The sequence below is a fragment of the Pararobbsia alpina genome, assembly GCF_965118125.1.
Classification (GTDB): Bacteria; Pseudomonadota; Gammaproteobacteria; order Burkholderiales; family Burkholderiaceae; genus Pararobbsia; species Pararobbsia alpina_A.
The window spans coordinates 726480-742916 of record NZ_OZ221288.1; the positions used below are offsets into that span (position 1 = coordinate 726480).

Here is a 16437-nt window from a genome sequence, read left to right on the forward strand (position 1 = left end):
GGGGCGTGAGCACGCTCGAGTTCGCGTTCATCGCTCCGTTCATGTTTATCCTGATCTTTGCTTCATTCGAGCTTGCGCTCGACATGATCGCAGACGCGACCGTTCAGGTGGCCGCGGAAGTGGCTTCGCGCTCAGCCATGGTAATGGGAGCGCCGCCAGCGGGCGTCACGCCCGCACAGGCAGTCACTGCCAAGGTGCACCAGGTACTCGACATGTGGGCGCCGCTTGGCGGTACTGTCAATGTTCAATTGACTGCCTACTCGGCACTGAATGAGCTTGGCGGTGCGAACGGCGTGGCGGGCGTCGGGGCCGGCGGCAATATCGTCACTTATAACGTCTCGCTCACCATGCCCGCGTTTACGGGCGTGCCAGGCTGGGTCAACGCTGGAGCGCCGTTCGTATTCACGTTTAGCCGCAACTTCGTCGTGCAGAACGAACAATGAAAATCCAATTCCGTTCGTCCGCTTCAAGCACGCCGGGTCCGAAGCGGCTCCGAGGCGTTCAGCGCATACGCGCCGGTCTTCGCCGGCTCAAACATTCGGATAGCGGTGTCGCGGTGATCGAGTTCGTGGTCATCGCGCCCATGATGTTGTTCATTCTGCTCGGCTTCAGCGAGATGTACCTGTACATGCGCGCTGTCAGCACCGTCGAGCGCACCGCATTCGGCCTCGCCAACATGCTCGGCCAGGTACCGAATCTCATCAACAACAACGGCACCGCCAGCGCGTTCGACCTGGGCACATTCTGGAACGCATCCGTGTTGATCGCTGCACCGCTTGATATGACCACTCAAGGCGGCATTGTGCTGACGTCTGTGTGCGATTCAAGCACCAGCTGCAAAGCGGGCATGAGCACCGTTGGCACGGTGAGAGGCACGCCGTCGATAGGATGGCAGCAGAGCGCACCGTGGATGCAGGCCAGCATGACGACGCGTGAAACGAACGGCGGCCTGTTGCCGGCGGTCTGGCCCTTCTACAAGGGTGATTCCGTGCTCATCGTCGAGGTCTTCTACAAATTCACGCCGTTCGCGATGACGTCCGTCTTCTGGGCCAATGCGCCTGGCACCAAGACGATCTATGAACGTGTCTACGTGCGCCCTCGTTCGGGCAATCCGATCAACCTCGCGGCGGCCCAATGAAGCTGCGTGATGTTTTCCGGACTTCGAGCGTAGCGGCGAACGACACGCGAGCCGCCCTCGCCCCACCGTCGTGGCGCGGCCTGCTCTCAGGCGATCAGGGTTCCATTTCGGTCGTCTTCGTCCTGACGGCGACGCTCGTCGTCGGCGCGTTTCTGTACATGTTCGACACGATGGATGGCGTGATGTCGCAAAGCCGGGTGCAAATGGCGAGCGACCTGGCGACCTTGTCGGCAGGCGCGGATATCGCTCATTTCGACGTGACCAAGGCCGGCGATCTCCAGCAGTGGCAGGCCGACGGCTATCAATTCTTTCTGGCAAACATGCCGGCGACCTACATCGGCTTCAAGGTCGACCCTAGCAAGTTCTCGATCACAGTGTCCGGGTCTCCGACGACGGGTCAGAAAATCCAGGTGTCCGCGGGCGGCTCCATGACAAAGTTTGGAGCCCTGTTCTGGAATACGGCGACAGGCGGATCGTCAGGTGGATCGTCCGGGAGTTCAGGCGGCTCAGGCAACAACACGCAGGAAACCACGCAACAACTCGTCAGCGCAGGAACGACTGTCACCCGCGTCTCTGGCAGCACGCTCGAGCTCGTCATGGTCCTCGACAACACGGGTTCAATGGCCGACTCCGCAAGTTCGACTTCGAGCGGCAGCAAGATTGCAGGCCTGCGCGCCGCTGCAACCACCCTGGTCAACGATATCTTCGCGCAGTCGAGCACGTCTGCGTCGTCCTATGTCGGACTCGTGCCGTTCGCGAATATGGTCAACGTCAGCGGCGCTTTGCCGCCGACCGGCAGCTGGATGAACCCATCGTTCGCATACAACTCGAAAAACGTCGGGATGGTGGCATCAGGTTCGATCGCCGGTTGGGGCGGATGCCCCGTCGAGCCACACGACGCGAACGGACACGTCTATCCGTTGCCCTATTCGCCGACGGATACGATGAAATTCACGCCGTATTACTACAACGTGCCGCCGGCTGGCCTGACGCTGCAGAAGTTCTCGAACTCGACCGACAAATCCAAATGCACGAACGCAACGAATGCGACGTACATGAGCGTGCCTGTCAGCGCTAACGTGTCGGCCGGTTCGCTTTCTGCCAACGCGTGCGGAGTCACGCCCAAAGGCCAAGGCGTCCCAACCGAAGCCGCGGAGACGACAACCTCGTCGTCGGTGTTTCAGATCAACCAGAACAATAACTGCGTCGCCTCGACAAGCAACTCGAATCACATTCTGCCCACCACGTTCCTCACGTCGAACTCGACGACACTGCTGAATTCGATCTCGCAAATGCAGCCATCGGGTTCGACCATCATCCCGTTAGGGCTGCTCTGGGGTTGGCGCATGTTGTCGTCGAGCTGGTCGAACGACGTGGTCAACGCAAATTCGGGCGGCAATGCGCAGATTCAGAACAGCGGCTGGATATCCAGCGATACCAGCTTGCCCAAGCCTGAAAACACGACCGGGCTCCAGCGCGTCATCGTCGTGCTGACCGACGGTCAGAACCAGATCGGCTCGAGCGGGCAATTCATCAACGATATCTACTTCAACGGGCTATCGGGCGTTGCCTCACGCTCACTGTCGGCCCCGACGGTTTTCAGAACGGACGGCTCGTCGCTCTCCAACGGCCTCATGGACGCATCGGAATTGCATAGCGGCAATCCGTACGGCAGCAATGGCTCAGGATGGGCCGACGATCTCAATACCTTCCAGCAGTCGGTCTGCACGGCGATCAAAAACAGCGGCATCACCGTCTATTCGATCACGTTCGGCGCGGACGCATCGAGCTCGGCCGCGCAGCAGAACATGAGCAACTGCGCCACGCCCGGTGACTACTATCACGCGCCCGACTCGGCCACGCTCAACAGCATCTTCGCAGAGATCGCGAGCCAGATCGGGCAGTTGCGCATCAGCAAATAACCGTGCTCGCACACGTGTCGCGCTGATCTACCTGCCCGGATGACTCGCGACACGCTGGGGCGACTCACGCAGCTGTGGCAGCTAAGGACCGGCACCAGCCATCTTGCTCGTCCATCAAGTCCCGAAGCTCCCTGCCTGGCCTTCCGTGACGCAGTTGCGTCGCGACTTCTCTCGCCGACGCTTTCCGCCCGCTTTCCTGAACCACTGACTTCGGGATCGAACGATACGGGATATATGTACGAACTCTACGCTTAATGTTCCATATTAGATACCGTACACAATAAATCGCCTATAACGTACCCTATATGGAACTTTAAACAAGCACGACAATGTTCCTCATGAGATACAATATCGGTCAAATCTCAGTTAACGTATCCTAGGTGACACATGAACCTCTTTGACCTCGGAGAAACATTTCGCCACGCCAGGATCGTTGCAAACAAGACGCAGCAGCAGGTTGCAGAGCAAAGTGGCATCACTCGCGCGCGGATAAGCCGCTTCGAGAGCGGGCTGCTTACCGAACTCGGGACGGTCAAGTTGCTTCGCCTTTTCGAGGCAGTGGGACTCGAACTTTTTGCTCGGCCTATCGGTCATGGCCGAACGCTTGACGACGTGCTCGCTGAACAACAAACGCCTCCCGTGTCCGCGCACGAGACCCGGAAGCGCGTTCGGACCCGCCGCGCCGACGCACCTCTCAAAGCCCCCGAAAAGGGCCGATAGCTCATGACCGTACTCGACATCTACTGCAATTCCACGCTGGTTGGGACGCTCACGGAAGAAGCGCAACGAGGCGTGTTCACCTATCTGCCCGGTACAGCGCCTGAAGAACTCGTGTCACTTCTGATGCCCGTACGGAACAGCTCCTACGTTTGGCCGGGTGGCATCATGCCTTCGTTTCAGATGAACCTGCCCGAAGGCTTCAAGAAGGACATCATTCGTCAAACCCTCGGGTCTCACGCAAACGTCAGCGATATCGGGCTTCTCGCACTCACCGGTGCGAACACGATCGGCCGAATCAGAGCGATCCCTCACGGCGCGCCATTCGACACAGCGACATCGAACGTCGACATGGCAACGCTTCTTGCGAGCCCTGACTCCAGGGACAACCTCCTCAAACACCTCAAGGCAGGGATTACGGAAGGTGTTTCGGGGGTCATGCCCAAAGCACTCGCTTCAGGCCAAGAGAAAGCGACGGTGTGGACCGACGAGTACATTCTGAAGACAGGTCCCGTCGACTTACCCGGGCTCAGCATCAACGAATACCTCTGCCTGGAAGTCGCGAGACATGCGGACCTCGAAGTACCGGAGACACACCTGTCCGATGATGGTCATGTGCTTGCCGTGCGACGATTCGATCTGAACGCAGATGGCACGCGCCTCGGGGTCGAGGACTTTTGCGCGCTGAAGGCACTTGACCCCGCACGCAAATACCAAGGCACGGTGGAAGACCTCGCGAAGCTATGCGAACAGTATCTAGGGATTAACTACAGAGAGGACGGCAAGCGCAGGTTGTTCACGCTGCTGCTGTTGAACTATGCGCTGCGCAACGCCGATGCGCATCTGAAGAACTACGCGCTAACTTACACAAACGGGCGAGACGCTCGTCTTTCTCCGGTGTACGACATTGTCACCGTCACCGCATATCCGCGCTACCAGGACGACACGCCCGCACTGCTGCTGAAAGGCAAGAAAGCATGGTGTTCCGGTAAAGCGTTGTCCGACTACGGCGCTGCACGCTTGCTTCTCACCGCGACACAAATGGATGCCGCACGCGCGCAAATCGAGAACGCCGTCCAGAAGGTCCTTCCGCTCGTCAGCGAGTACGCCGACCGATATGCCGAGTTCAGAGAAGTCGGTAAGCGGATGCTCGACGCCTGGGCGCAAGGACTCGAGGACATCAAGCCCGATGCGAAGCCTCGAAAGGGCGTGCCTGTGCCATTGCGAGAGCAAGCCGGCCTTTCTGACACGCACTCGAACACCAAACGAAAAGCGCCGAACCCCTACCTTGACCCCGACGGACCCTTCGGTCACAAATCGCGATAGCTCGGCGTAATACCTGCGCCCCCCATAAGAAAGGGCCGCCCCCAGGCGGCCCCTCCTCTCTCTTATCGGCGGCTTCCCCGAACCGTGCCGCCCCGGTCTCCCTGACGCCTTTACCTTCCGACTTCTGCCTGAATCGCTTGTTCGAACTCGCGCAAGAACACGGGCGATGCATCCGTGATCGCGCAGAACGTCATGCCGTTCTGGTGCCAGCGCGCGATCGAAAACCCGTCCTCCGTTTTCGCCTGAGGCGCCGACTTGACGTCATGCGAGTCCGGAAACACGTATAGATCGATCGAGTGCTTCAGGTACTTGTAGATCATCACCGCGACAGGGCGCTGGGCAACGTAATCGAGACGGCCGCCGACAAGCGGAAAGCCCTGCGACACCGTATCGACTACCGGCGGCGCATAGTCGAGATGCTCGCTGAACCACGGCTTCACCGTCTGACGATCGCTCGACTCCACGTCGATTGCGCGGTCGGACATCATCGCGCGAACATGACTCGATACGATGTCGCGCATGAGCAAATCGCTGTGCTCGGCGCTCATCGGCATCACAACGAATGCGAAGGCGAACGCACACAGCGCGGCGCCCGCCGCGCCTCCACCCACAAACGACCATCCGGTGGTCACCCATTCGGGCAGCCGCACCCAGCTCGGCCACATACGCCGCTGGCGCGCGAGCGCAGCTTGCGACTCCGCACGCAGATTGGCCCGCACCTGCGCACGCAATTCGACGGGCGCACGTTCGTAAAGCGAGCCGTCACGCAATCGCGTACCCAGTGTCGACGTCTCGTTGTCATCCATGATTCGACTTCTCCTGATCCCGGCCCCGTGCCGGCTTGACGAGTCGCACGCCCGCCGCGTCACCTGCATCCTCTTGCATCGCTCGCACGGCCTTGCTCAACATGCGCCGTCCTCGCGACAACCGCGACATCACCGTGCCGACCGGAATACCCACCACGGTCGCAATGTCGCGATAGCTCATATCCTCGAGCTCCCTCAATACCACCACTTCACGATATTCGACCGCGAGCATGTCGAGTGCCCGATGCACGAGACGAATCTCGTCGCGGCGCACGAACAATGTCTCGGGATCGTCCACCGCATGTTCATCCCACCCCGGCAACGGTTCATCGGCCGATGCCGCCTCGTCATACGAGACATCTTCAGAACGCGGGCGCCGCCGGCGCCATTCTGTAAACCACGTGTTCCGCACAATCGCAAGCAACCAGGCCCGCGCGTTGTCGCCATCGAATGTCTCGAAGAATCGAAACGCGCGCAAATACGCATCCTGGACGACATCGTCGGCATCGCTCGGGCTGCCAGACAGCCAGCGCGCGAGGTTATACGCCGCATCAAGATGCGGCAGCGCAAGGCGTTCAAAGCGCGCGCGACGCTCGTCGTGACTCACGACGCACTCCTCGAACACAGTTTGCAGGCTGACATCACGGCGTTTGCCTCATTCGGTGAACTCGTTCCGACACGGTTTCCGTGGGACTCATAGGCTCTAACTCGCGGCTCTTCCAATTTATTCCCGAAAATCCGCGAATCGGCCCCGCCAATGCAAAATATATTTCGGGAATACCGCGAGCGCCGGGAAAGTTGCCGCTCGATACCGACGACCACTACTCGTTCACGTTCTCGCAAGCGGGCACCTTCAAGTACTTCTGTTCGATTCACTCGCATATGACGGGCACGGTCATCGTCAAGTGATCGTCAAGTGAGCACTCAATAAACACCGAATGAACGTTGAGTCTGCTTCGAGTCAGCCTGTCATGCGCATCAAGTAAGCGAGTCACGCCCGGTCCGATGCTGCGTCACCTCACGCTTCAGTGTTTCGATGACGTCGCTCAGTACCGGGTCCCAGTCGCCGAGCTTTGGCTGCCGAAACAGCCGCGCTGACGGGTACCACGGGCTGTCCGCGCGTTCGAGCAGCCATCGCCAGCAGGTGTCGAAGCGATTCAGAATCCAGACCGGCTTGCCCATTGCCCCGGCGAGATGGGCGGTCGACGTATCGACGCTGATCACGAGATCAAGGTTGTCGACGAAGTCGGCCGTATCGGCGAAGTCGTGGATATCCTGCGTCAGATCGACGATCCGGTCGCCGATCGACGGGTCTGCTCGCAGCGCGTCGAGCTGCTGCGCAGGCGAGCCCTTTTGCAGACTGAAGTACTGCACACCCTCAATCGCAAAGAGACCGCGTAGCCGATCGAGCGACATCGAACGCCGTGCGTCGTTCTTGCGCAACTCGGGAACGTGGGGTCGATGTCCGCCCGCCCAGACGAGTCCGACACGCAAGTGGTCGCCCGCGATCGGAGCGATGCGTTCACGCCATTGCGCCGATCGTTGCGCGTCTGCAAACAGATACGGCACGTCGGCAGGGATCGTGTCGAGGGTCGTCTTCAAAGCGAGCGGCAAGCTCAATAACGGGCAATGCACGTCGAAATCGGGCAACGGTTGCCCTTCTTCGACAAGCACGTCGACGCCCTTGAGTTGCGCGCACACGCGCACCAGCTCGGTCGGCACTTCAAGCACGACCTTCGCACCGAGCGCCGCGACGCGCGATGCGTATCGGCAGAACTGCAGCGTGTCGCCAAGCCCTTGCTCGGAGTGCAGCAGGATCGTCTTGCCTTCGAGCGACGTTTCCCCGAGCCACAGAGGTTGCGGGAACATGCGCCGGGTATGTTTGAGCGTCTCGCGCTGCCACCGCCATTCATACGCTGGCCAGCCCTGTTCGAAGCGCCCCATCTCGAGCAGGCACAACGCCTGGTGCCAGTGCGCCGAGGCATGCGACGGATTGATCGCCAGCGCGCGTTCATAGCATCGAAGCGCCGCTTCGTGATCACCCAGGTCGACGAGCGTCAGGCCCAGATTGCTCCAGCCGTCGGCAAACTCGGGTTGCACGGCGAGCGCCTGCTCATAGCTCGCCTTCGCATCGTCCGGACGATTCAGGTCACTCAATGCGTTGGCGCGATTACTCCACGCATCGGGGTAGGCGTCGCGCAGTTCGATCGCACGATCGCAGCTCTTTACGGCTTCTTCCGGTTGGCCGAGATCACGCAGTGCGCACGCGCGGTTGTTCCAGGCTTCCGCGATCTGCGGTTGCAGTGCGATCGCCCGCTCGAAACTCGCAAGTGCATCCGCCGGACGGTGCAATCCCGCGAGCGCGTTGCCTCGGTTGTTGTGAGCGTCGGCAAAGTTTGCGGTCAGTGCAATGGCCTTGTCCGCGCGCGGTAACGCTTCGGCGTAACGACCCATCGCGTTTAAGGCGAACGCCATATTCGACTGAATGGCCGGCTGACGCGGATCGATCGTGCTCGCGCGCGACAGGAACTCCAGGCCCTCTTCAAGCCGTCCCGACTGCAAGGCCAGCGTGCCAAGCAACTGCATTGCATCGAGGTGACGCGGTTTCATCGCGAGCACTTCCCGATATGAGGCCTCGGCCTCGTCGAGCGCGCCATTCTGATGGAGCGCCAACGCTTGCTGAAACAGCGAATCGATACGGTTTTGCGAGTGACCGGGCTTGCTCATAAAACGAGGGGCAATGTCGATGGACAGGCCCGCATGATAAAACGAAGGTTGACGCGGCAACCGGAGCCGCATTCAAATGTCGATTGATTGGCCGACCGTGGACCGGCTCTGCTTGCTGGCTCTACTCGCTTGGTCTGCGTATCCGGTCCCCTTGCCGGCCTCAGTCGGCCCGGCCGAGTTGTCGTATTGACCTGGCCTTTGCCGAATATCCTGACGACACATCAATGAATCGTTCTTCATCCGATGCAGATGCATTGAGCTACCGCCCCGCCGCCGCATTGCGCCCGGCCAGACCGGACGACGCACCGGCGATCGCGGATGTCTACATGCGGTCGCGAACCCAACTGTTGCCTTTCGCCCCGCTCAAGCACACCGCCGCCGATATTCTCGAATGGGTCACGGAGTGGCTCTTGCCATCGGGTGAGTTGGTGGTGGCCGTCGAAGGTTCCCGCGTCGTCGGACTCAGCGCGGCTTCCTCGGCGTATGGCGTCATGTGGCTCGATCAGCTCTATGTCGACCCGGACCGCGTCGGTCAGGGCATCGGCTCGACGCTGCTCGTCGAAGTCCTGACCCGTGCGCAATCCGCGGTCCAGCTCTATACCTTTTCGGAAAACACCCGGGCCCGCGCGTTCTACGAGCGCCACGGATTTGTTGTCGTCTCGCAGAGCGACGGATCCGACAACGAAGAAGGCGTGCCTGACGTGCTCTACAGGCGGCCGTTTGATCCTTCGTCGATGTAGCGCCCGACAATCAAGCCGCGAAGCAAACGGGCGGCCGGTCGACCCTTTGGCGTGGTAGCCCTCGAAAATCAAGCCCGAAGCACATCTCAATCGTTCGCCCTCCGACGCTCTGACTCCCGGAAATCAAGCGCGCGAATGAATTCCCCGCGCCGTCACGCATCCGCCTTCCGTCATCCCGCGTATCTTCGGTCAGCCGGCCCGTGCAGACAGGTGTAAGGTCTCGCCATCCACAATGACTGAGCAGCAAGGCCCGGCCGTAACCCTGTTCCAAGGAGTGCGCCATGACACCCGCGACCACCACGTTCGACCCGACGCGTCAGCTGCTGCCTTTCCGCCAATCCGTGCTCGCGATGTTCGGCGTGGCATTCGTTGCGATGCTGGTCGCGCTCGACCAGACGATTGTCGGCACCGCGTTGCCGCATATCGTCTCCGAGCTCAAAGGCTTTGACCTGTATGCGTGGGTTGCCACGGCCTATATGCTCGCGTCCGTGATCACGATCCCGATCTTCGGGCGGCTGGGCGACCTGTACGGGCGCAAGCCCTTTCTCGTCGCGGCCATCCTGCTGTTCACATTTGCATCGGTGCTCTGCGGCAGCGCGTCGAACATGCTCACGCTGGTGCTGGCTCGCGGGCTGCAAGGTATTGGCGGCGGGATTTTGATCGGCACCATGTTCGCGACCGTCGCCGACCTGTTTCCCGACCCGCAACTGCGCCTGCGCTGGCTGGTCTTTGTCAGCACCGCTTTCGGGCTGTCGAATATCGTCGGGCCCACGCTTGGCGGCGCGCTGACGCAGATGGGTAGCTGGCGACTCGTCTTCTTCGTCAATGTGCCGGTGGGCATCGTGTCGCTACTGTTCGTGCAGCGCTATGTGCCGCACCTGCGCAATACCGATAAGCGCGGCCCGATTCGTCTCGACTGGCTCGGCGCGTTCGTCGTGGCGGCGACGTTCGGTGCCTTTCAATTGCTCATCGAACTGTTCCCCAAACAAGGCGTCAGCACGACGACGATCACGCTCGGCGGCATCACGCTGACGCTGTCGCTCGTCCTGTACTTCTGGGAAAAACGCATGGGCTATCCGATCGTCCCCGTCGACATGCTGCTCGATCGCAAGCTCGCCGCGCTGTTTGCCATGTCGGTTCTCGGCGGCTTTGCACTGTTCTCGCTCGTCTTTTACGTGCCGCTGCTGTTCCAGGGCGGCTATGCGATGTCACCGCGCAGTTCGGGGATGCTGATCACGCCGCTGCTGCTCGGCACCACCGTCGGGAGCGTGCTCAACAACCGGATCGTCACACGGGTCCGGCGCGCGAACCCGATCGTGTATATCGGCTTTGCCATGTTCGCGGTCGCCTGTGTGTCGATCGTACGGCTCACGGGCATGGAAGATCACATGATCTGGATGGCCTGCATGGCGTTCAGCGGTCTCGGCATCGGACTGGTGATTGCCAATCTCACGATCTTCTCGCAGCAGATCGTGTCTCGCGACAACCTCGGGGCCGCGACCGCTCTACTCCAGTCGTTGCGGACGTTCGGTGGCATGCTCGGCACGGTCATGACGGGCGCCTTGCTAAGCCATGTCTACTCGATGGGTGTGCACCGCTCACTCGATTCGTACCAGGCGACGCAGTGGTTCAAGTCGTTCGCGAGCCCGGAACTGCTGGTCGATCGCGCCGAGCAGGCGGCCTTGATCAGCCGTCTCGTCGCGGCAGGCCATTCGGGTTCGGCGATGATGATTTCCGCTCGTCATGCGCTCGTCGAGTCCATCCATATCGGCCTCTGGCTCGCTGCCGTTGCCGCCATCGCGGGCTTGTGTCTCGCGTGGTTCGTACCGCCCGTTCGGGTCCATCGCTTTATGGAGCCGACGCAAGAGGCCGCACCTGCGCAATAGCGCCCAGGGTGCCGGTGGCGTCCGTCACGTCGCGGGCAGCGCGGGCCTTCGCCGGGTTGATAGTGTTGGTGGAACTTGCAATGCTTGAGCCGCCGAAAGAGCCCGGCGAACGACCGTTTCCCGAGGTGGCACGATCGATGCGGGCAGGTACGGCGAATAGCCCTTCGGAGTCCCCATGAAAATCAGCATCATCGGCGCTGGCCATATCGGACAGGCCCTGGCTCAACGCTGGGCCGAACACGGACATGATGTACGGATTGCCAACTCACGCGGTCCTGACACGCTGGCCGATGTGGAAAAGCGCACGGGCGCACGGGCAGGCGAAGCGAAAGATATCGTGCATGGCGCGGAGGTCATCGTCCTGACCATCCCGCTCAAGAACGTCGCCTCGCTTCCCAGCGGCCTCTTTGCAGGCGTACCCGATTCGGTGCCGGTCATCGACACGTGCAATTACTATCCGCGCGAGCGCGACGGGAAGATCGGCGGTATCGAGGACGGCATGCTCGAGAGCCGCTGGGTCGAAAAGCAGATTGGCCGCGGCGTGGTCAAGGTGTTCAACAACATCTATGCGGCGCACCTGCGCGACAAGGGCAAGCCCGCCGGCGCCGCCGGACGTATCGCACTGCCAGTGTCGGGCGACAACGCCGCCAAGAAGGCCATCGTTATCGACCTCGTCAACGATCTCGGCTTCGACGCCGTCGACAACGGTGCGCTCGACGAATCGTGGCGTCACCAGCCAGGCACGCCGGTCTACGCAACCGACCGCGACGTCGAGGGCGTGCGCACCGCGCTGCAGTCCGCGCCACGTGCCCGCACGGAGCAGTGGCGCGCCTCGACGGTCAGTCCCGGTACGTACGAGGATCCGCAATAAGCGGTGCGGCGCCCGATCAAGCCGCGGTGTGCTGCGGCGCCGTCTCGGGCGCCATGGCAAAGGCACGCAGACGATGTCCGTCGGGATCCAGCGCAACGAACGTGCGGCCGAAGTCGAGATCGGTAGGCTGCTGAACGATCTTCAGCCCCCGGCCCGACCACGCTCTGAAAACCTGTGCGACGGTATCGTAGTCGGGCAGTCCGAACGCGAGCTCGGCGCCGCCGACGGCTGCCGGTGCGGCGGGCTCAACCGTATGCTTCGACCACAGTCCGAACATCACTCCCGAATCCAGCCGAAACGCGGCAAAGGTCGGCGAGGCGTCGACGGGCTGCTTGCCAAGCAGATCGGCATAGAACGCGGCGCTTGCGACCGGGTTGTCGACGTACAAAATCATCATGTTCGGATCGGACAGGTGGGACATGGCGAACTCCAGAGCGGTAAGGGACACGAGGGTCCTGGGTTAAGGTCCGTGCAGCGCATCGCTGCGTGACCATGACGCTCATCGTAGGCCCCGCCACTGACAATTTCTGTCAGCAGTCTGATTCGGTCGCTCCGTCCCGCTCCCCATTCGCGGCCATCTCTGCCTGTGCGGCATCGGCAATTCGCTTGGCGGCCAGGGGGTTCGCGACGCGTCCGACCCGGCCGCCAAACACATCCTGCGGCGCCACGCCCTGCTGTTCCCGCCATGCCTTGATCAGCGCGTGTCGGCGCCGAGGGTAGCGTTCTTCGCTGACTTCGAGTGACGTGATGCGATCGACGCGGAAGTGCCGGAAGTCGTTGCGCAGTTCGCACCACCCGACCACCACGCGGATGCTGTCAAAAAACCCCAGCGCGAACGGCCAGATCGTTCGTGCCGAGTCGCTGCCCTTGAGATCGCGATAGACCATAATCAGCTTACACTCGGCCTTGATCGCCTGGCGAATGACGGCCGGATCGCACGACGACTCCACGCGATCGACCGGACCGACGAGCAAAGCCGACGCATCGAGCGTGTCACGCAGATCGGTCGGCAGCACGGCGGCGATTTTCGCGAGCGCATTGCGCGCCGCTTCGCCAAGCCGTGGGTCGGCCCGGTCGGCGACCCAGCGCGAGCCAAGCACCAGCGCCTCGAGTTCCTCTTCGGAAAACATCAGCGGCGGCAGCATAAAGCCGGGCTTGAGCACATAGCCCACGCCGGGCTCGCCGTCGATCGCCGCACCCTGCGCCTGCAATGTCGCAATGTCGCGATACAGCGTCCGCAGGCTGACGCCGAGTTCTCCCGCCAGCGCGGCGCCGCTGACGGGGCGCCGGTGCCGGCGAAGGGTCTGGATCAGGTCAAGTAAGCGCTGGGCACGCGACATGGCGCAATGGGCAAGGTGGCAATCGGAATAGCGTGATCATCGCTCATTCGCGCAGGGACGGATCGCGACCTATGATAAAGAGCCCGTCCGTCGAGGCGGGTCATTCCGAAACCGCAACATGTCCGGAGGTCGTCCATGGTCAAGTTCGCGTTGCTCGTGCGTCTCGAAGCGAAGGCAGGCAAGGAGCAGGAAGTCGAGGATTTCCTGATCGGCGGGCTCCAGCTCGTGATGGCCGAACCGGGCACGACCTCCTGGTACGCGCTTCGGCTCGGACCGTCGACGTTCGGCATCTTCGACGCCTTCCCCGACGAAGCCGGACGTCAGGCGCATCTGTCCGGGCGGGTGGCCGATGCGCTGATGGCCAAGGCGGGCGATTTCCTGTCGTCGCCGCCGATCATCGAAAAGGTCGACGTACTGGCCGCAAAGATGCCCGGCTGACAATTTTTTATTCAATGGATTGAATCGAAGGCGACTCTGATAGGCTGCGAAGCACATTCGCATCGGGTTAGCTTGTCTTCATGAAGAACAACTACATAATCCGCCGCGCTAATACGTCGGATTTGCCGACCGTTTATATCGGCGAACTGGATTACATCCGGCAAATCGAACCGGAAAACGAAGCGCGCTGGAAAGACGCTCTGCGCTGGCATCTCCAGCAATGGACGCGAAACCTCGAGCGCATGTTTATTGCCGAACGCGGTACCGAGAAAATCGGCTACTGCTTCTGGGAAGCGCATGGCGACGCGGCCGTGCTGGCTTCGATTTATGTGCTGCCGCATTTGCGGCGCGCCGGACTCGGCAGAAAGCTGCTCGATCGGTTTATCGAAGACGCCCATGAAAAGGGCTTCGGCAATCTGACGCTCGGCGTCAAACCCGATAATCCGGCACGCCAGCTCTACGAAAAAGCCGGCTTCCTCTTCACGCACGACGAACGTGGCTACCGCCACTACGCGTATCCCATCGTCCCGCGCGACGGCGGCGTCTGACCTGACTCGCATACGTGTCTCAAAAGGAGGTTTTTTCGTCATTTGAGACATCGCAGCCGCTCCATAGAATGCTCTCCAACGACCGACGCAGTGCGCAACGCCGACCCGACGGCACGCGACTGCAACCGGATAACCGAACCGACTGGAGCATTCAAATGAGCACGACGACCCATCAAGGCACGGCATTGATCACGGGCGCATCGACCGGCATCGGCGCCGTCTATGCCGACCGTCTCGCACGCCGCGGTTACGACCTGATTCTCGTTGCACGTGACGCAGCCAAACTGGCCGAACATGCGGCACGCATCACGGCCGCGACCGGCCGTCGCGTCGACACGATTGCTGCTGATCTCACGAACAAGGCGGATCTTCGTGCCGTCGAGGCCCGTCTGCGCGAAGATCGCTCGATCACGGCACTCGTGAACAATGCAGGCTTCGGCGCGACCAAGCCGCTCGCCGATTCGGACATCGACGATCTCGAGAAGATGATCGACCTCAACGTGACCGCGCTCACGCGCCTCACGAGCGCCGTCGTCCCGACGCTGGTCGCGCATGGCAGCGGCACGATCATCAATATCTCGTCCATCGTCGCAGTCGCACCCGAACTGCTTAACGGCACCTATGCGGGCACCAAGTCGTATGTGCTGGCGTTCACGCAGTCGCTGCATCATGAACTGTCGCCCAAGGGCATTCGCGTTCAGGCCGTGCTGCCCGGCGCAACGGGCACACCGTTCTGGGAACGCGCCGGTATCGGCAGCGCCGACAATCTGCCTGCCGAAATCGTGATGCCCGCCGAGGAAATGGTCGACGCGTCGCTCGCCGGCTTCGACCTCGGCGAACTCGTGACGATTCCGTCGCTGCCCGACGCGGCCGACTGGGAACGCGCTGATAGCGCCCGCAAGGCGCTTGGCCCGAATCTGTCGCGCCGTTCGGCGGCCACGCGCTACCAACAGGCGGCGACAGCCTGAGCACGGCTCTCGCGCTACCATAGCGGCCAGACCTTGCCCGCGGTGAAAAGGAAGCGACCATGAAGCGAATCGGACTCGTCATCTTTCCGGGATTCCAGATCCTCGACCTGGTCGCCGTTTCCGTGTTCGAAGTGGCGAACAGCTGGCTCGAAAAACCCGAATACGATGTTCACTTGCTCTCCGAATACGGCGGGCAAGTGACGAGTTCTTCGGGCGTGCGGGTCGATTCGGAACGCTTCGACGAGCGTGAGTACGACACGATGATCGTGACCGGCTCGCTCGACATCCCGCGCGCAAGCGACGGCGTGCTGCAGTTTCTGCGCGATGCCTCTGCACGTTCCCGGCGCACCGCCAGCATCTGCACCGGCGCCTTCCTGATGGCAGAAAGCGGTCTGCTCGACGGCCGTCGCGCGACCACGCACTGGCGCGATGCACGCACGCTCCAGCGGCGCTTCCCGAAGATCCGCGTCGAAGAAGACAAGATCTTCGTGATCGACGACTCGATCTGGACCTCGGCCGGCATGACGGCCGGCATCGATCTGTGCCTGGCGATGGTCGATCGCGACCTCGGGGTCGAGATCTCGCGCTCGGTCGCCAAGGGTCTCGTCGTCCACCATCGACGGGCCGGCGGACAGTCGCAATACTCGTCGCTGCTCGACCTCGAGCCGCGCACGGAACGCATTCAGGATGCATTGACCTACGCGAAAAACAACCTCGACAAGCCTTTGCAGGTCGAAGACCTTGCCGAGGTCGCCCATCTGAGCCCGCGCCAGTTCAGCCGCACATTCCGTTCCGAGACCGGACAATCGCCAGCCAAAGCGATTGAAAACCTGCGCGTGGATGCCGCGCGCATGCTGCTCGAAGACGCGCGCCACACGATCGACGCCGTCGCCATGCGCACGGGTTTCGCGGATACCGAGCGCATGCGCCGCGCGTTCCTGCGCGCCTACGGCCATCCTCCCCAGGCCATTCGCCGTGCGGCGCGTGCATCCGCGGGCTGATCGCTGCAC

Annotated in this window: 18 protein-coding genes; 13 read left to right on the forward strand and 5 right to left on the reverse strand. The window is 61.6% G+C overall.

Annotated elements, in window-relative coordinates:
- The first annotated feature begins 5 nt into the window (after positions 1–5).
- The 5 genes from ACMFWR_RS21580 to ACMFWR_RS21600 all read left to right on the forward strand — a co-directional run bounded on the left by ACMFWR_RS21580 (position 6) and on the right by ACMFWR_RS21600 (position 5103).
- Entirely contained in the window at positions 6–443 is a 438-nt protein-coding gene (locus ACMFWR_RS21580; protein WP_413196728.1) for a TadE/TadG family type IV pilus assembly protein, read from the forward strand.
- Entirely contained in the window at positions 440–1138 is a 699-nt protein-coding gene (locus ACMFWR_RS21585) for a TadE/TadG family type IV pilus assembly protein (RefSeq protein ID WP_413196729.1), read from the forward strand. Before ACMFWR_RS21580 ends, ACMFWR_RS21585 begins: the two co-directional genes overlap by 4 nt.
- A complete protein-coding gene (locus ACMFWR_RS21590) occupies positions 1135–3060 on the forward strand; it encodes a VWA domain-containing protein (RefSeq protein WP_413196730.1) in 1926 nt (641 codons plus the stop codon). The genes ACMFWR_RS21585 and ACMFWR_RS21590 overlap by 4 nt, the downstream gene beginning before the upstream one ends.
- A 387-nt stretch (positions 3061–3447) precedes the next feature.
- Positions 3448–3780, forward strand: coding sequence for a helix-turn-helix domain-containing protein (locus ACMFWR_RS21595; RefSeq protein ID WP_413196731.1), 333 nt, complete (start codon positions 3448–3450; stop codon positions 3778–3780).
- A gap of 3 nt (positions 3781–3783) precedes the next feature.
- A complete protein-coding gene (locus tag ACMFWR_RS21600) occupies positions 3784–5103 on the forward strand; it encodes a type II toxin-antitoxin system HipA family toxin (RefSeq protein ID WP_413196732.1) in 1320 nt (439 codons plus the stop codon).
- Between the two features lie 110 nt (positions 5104–5213).
- Here ACMFWR_RS21600 and ACMFWR_RS21605 read toward each other — a convergent pair whose 3' ends face one another.
- Together ACMFWR_RS21605 and ACMFWR_RS21610 are read right to left on the reverse strand one after the other, a co-directional pair.
- Positions 5214–5909 (reverse strand): anti-sigma factor family protein, encoded by a 696-nt coding sequence (locus ACMFWR_RS21605; protein WP_413196733.1) that lies wholly within the window; start codon positions 5907–5909, stop codon positions 5214–5216.
- A complete protein-coding gene (locus tag ACMFWR_RS21610) occupies positions 5902–6516 on the reverse strand; it encodes an RNA polymerase sigma factor (RefSeq protein WP_413196734.1) in 615 nt (204 codons plus the stop codon). The genes ACMFWR_RS21605 and ACMFWR_RS21610 overlap by 8 nt, the downstream gene beginning before the upstream one ends.
- A gap of 191 nt (positions 6517–6707) precedes the next feature.
- Here ACMFWR_RS21610 and ACMFWR_RS21615 point away from each other — a divergent pair, with 191 nt between their 5' ends.
- Positions 6708–6818 carry a plastocyanin/azurin family copper-binding protein gene (locus ACMFWR_RS21615; protein WP_413196735.1) on the forward strand — a complete coding sequence of 37 codons (111 nt, stop codon included), beginning with the start codon at positions 6708–6710 and terminating at the stop codon, positions 6816–6818.
- 69 nt (positions 6819–6887) lie between these two features.
- Here ACMFWR_RS21615 and ACMFWR_RS21620 read toward each other — a convergent pair whose 3' ends face one another.
- A complete protein-coding gene (locus ACMFWR_RS21620) occupies positions 6888–8636 on the reverse strand; it encodes a tetratricopeptide repeat protein (protein WP_413196736.1) in 1749 nt (582 codons plus the stop codon).
- A 224-nt stretch (positions 8637–8860) separates the two neighbouring features.
- Between ACMFWR_RS21620 and ACMFWR_RS21625 the strand changes: the two genes are divergently transcribed.
- From ACMFWR_RS21625 to ACMFWR_RS21635, 3 genes are all read left to right on the forward strand, one after another.
- A complete protein-coding gene (locus ACMFWR_RS21625; RefSeq protein WP_413196737.1) occupies positions 8861–9376 on the forward strand; it encodes an N-acetyltransferase family protein in 516 nt (171 codons plus the stop codon).
- 281 nt (positions 9377–9657) lie between these two features.
- Positions 9658–11262 (forward strand): MFS transporter, encoded by a 1605-nt coding sequence (locus tag ACMFWR_RS21630; RefSeq protein ID WP_413196738.1) that lies wholly within the window; start codon positions 9658–9660, stop codon positions 11260–11262.
- 175 nt (positions 11263–11437) lie between these two features.
- A complete protein-coding gene (locus ACMFWR_RS21635) occupies positions 11438–12133 on the forward strand; it encodes an NADPH-dependent F420 reductase (protein WP_413196739.1) in 696 nt (231 codons plus the stop codon).
- Positions 12134–12149: 16 nt separating this feature from the next.
- Here ACMFWR_RS21635 and ACMFWR_RS21640 read toward each other — a convergent pair whose 3' ends face one another.
- Both ACMFWR_RS21640 and ACMFWR_RS21645 read right to left on the reverse strand, forming a co-directional pair.
- Positions 12150–12545 (reverse strand): VOC family protein, encoded by a 396-nt coding sequence (locus tag ACMFWR_RS21640; RefSeq protein WP_413197316.1) that lies wholly within the window; start codon positions 12543–12545, stop codon positions 12150–12152.
- A 118-nt stretch (positions 12546–12663) separates the two neighbouring features.
- The gene (locus ACMFWR_RS21645) at positions 12664–13473 is read right to left on the reverse strand and encodes a helix-turn-helix transcriptional regulator (protein ID WP_413196740.1); all 810 of its coding nucleotides are present in this window, start codon (positions 13471–13473) and stop codon (positions 12664–12666) included.
- Positions 13474–13608: 135 nt separating this feature from the next.
- Between ACMFWR_RS21645 and ACMFWR_RS21650 the strand changes: the two genes are divergently transcribed.
- The 4 genes from ACMFWR_RS21650 to ACMFWR_RS21665 all read left to right on the forward strand — a co-directional run bounded on the left by ACMFWR_RS21650 (position 13609) and on the right by ACMFWR_RS21665 (position 16428).
- The gene (locus tag ACMFWR_RS21650) at positions 13609–13911 is read left to right on the forward strand and encodes a putative quinol monooxygenase (protein WP_413196741.1); all 303 of its coding nucleotides are present in this window, start codon (positions 13609–13611) and stop codon (positions 13909–13911) included.
- 80 nt (positions 13912–13991) lie between these two features.
- Entirely contained in the window at positions 13992–14459 is a 468-nt protein-coding gene (locus tag ACMFWR_RS21655; protein ID WP_413196742.1) for an N-acetyltransferase family protein, read from the forward strand.
- Between the two features lie 155 nt (positions 14460–14614).
- Entirely contained in the window at positions 14615–15427 is an 813-nt protein-coding gene (locus ACMFWR_RS21660; protein WP_413196743.1) for an SDR family NAD(P)-dependent oxidoreductase, read from the forward strand.
- A 59-nt stretch (positions 15428–15486) separates the two neighbouring features.
- Positions 15487–16428: a GlxA family transcriptional regulator gene (locus ACMFWR_RS21665; RefSeq protein WP_413196744.1), complete on the forward strand. Its 942-nt coding sequence runs from the start codon at positions 15487–15489 to the stop codon at positions 16426–16428.
- Positions 16429–16437 lie beyond the last annotated feature (9 nt).

Bases quoted from the DNA above. Each gene is read 5' to 3' on its own strand.
- ACMFWR_RS21585 (WP_413196729.1), top strand. From the start codon at position 440: ATGAAAATCCAATTCCGTTCGTCCGCTTCAAGCACGCCGGGTCCGAAG.
- ACMFWR_RS21605 (WP_413196733.1), bottom strand. From the start codon at position 5,909: ATGGATGACAACGAGACGTCGACACTGGGTACGCGATTGCGTGACGGC.
- ACMFWR_RS21645 (WP_413196740.1), bottom strand. From the start codon at position 13,473: ATGTCGCGTGCCCAGCGCTTACTTGACCTGATCCAGACCCTTCGCCGG.
- ACMFWR_RS21650 (WP_413196741.1), top strand. From the start codon at position 13,609: ATGGTCAAGTTCGCGTTGCTCGTGCGTCTCGAAGCGAAGGCAGGCAAG.
- ACMFWR_RS21660 (WP_413196743.1), top strand. From the start codon at position 14,615: ATGAGCACGACGACCCATCAAGGCACGGCATTGATCACGGGCGCATCG.
- ACMFWR_RS21590 (WP_413196730.1), top strand. From the start codon at position 1,135: ATGAAGCTGCGTGATGTTTTCCGGACTTCGAGCGTAGCGGCGAACGAC.
- ACMFWR_RS21595 (WP_413196731.1), top strand. From the start codon at position 3,448: ATGAACCTCTTTGACCTCGGAGAAACATTTCGCCACGCCAGGATCGTT.
- ACMFWR_RS21655 (WP_413196742.1), top strand. From the start codon at position 13,992: ATGAAGAACAACTACATAATCCGCCGCGCTAATACGTCGGATTTGCCG.
- ACMFWR_RS21630 (WP_413196738.1), top strand. From the start codon at position 9,658: ATGACACCCGCGACCACCACGTTCGACCCGACGCGTCAGCTGCTGCCT.
- ACMFWR_RS21635 (WP_413196739.1), top strand. From the start codon at position 11,438: ATGAAAATCAGCATCATCGGCGCTGGCCATATCGGACAGGCCCTGGCT.
- ACMFWR_RS21625 (WP_413196737.1), top strand. From the start codon at position 8,861: ATGAATCGTTCTTCATCCGATGCAGATGCATTGAGCTACCGCCCCGCC.
- ACMFWR_RS21665 (WP_413196744.1), top strand. From the start codon at position 15,487: ATGAAGCGAATCGGACTCGTCATCTTTCCGGGATTCCAGATCCTCGAC.
- ACMFWR_RS21600 (WP_413196732.1), top strand. From the start codon at position 3,784: ATGACCGTACTCGACATCTACTGCAATTCCACGCTGGTTGGGACGCTC.
- ACMFWR_RS21620 (WP_413196736.1), bottom strand. From the start codon at position 8,636: ATGAGCAAGCCCGGTCACTCGCAAAACCGTATCGATTCGCTGTTTCAG.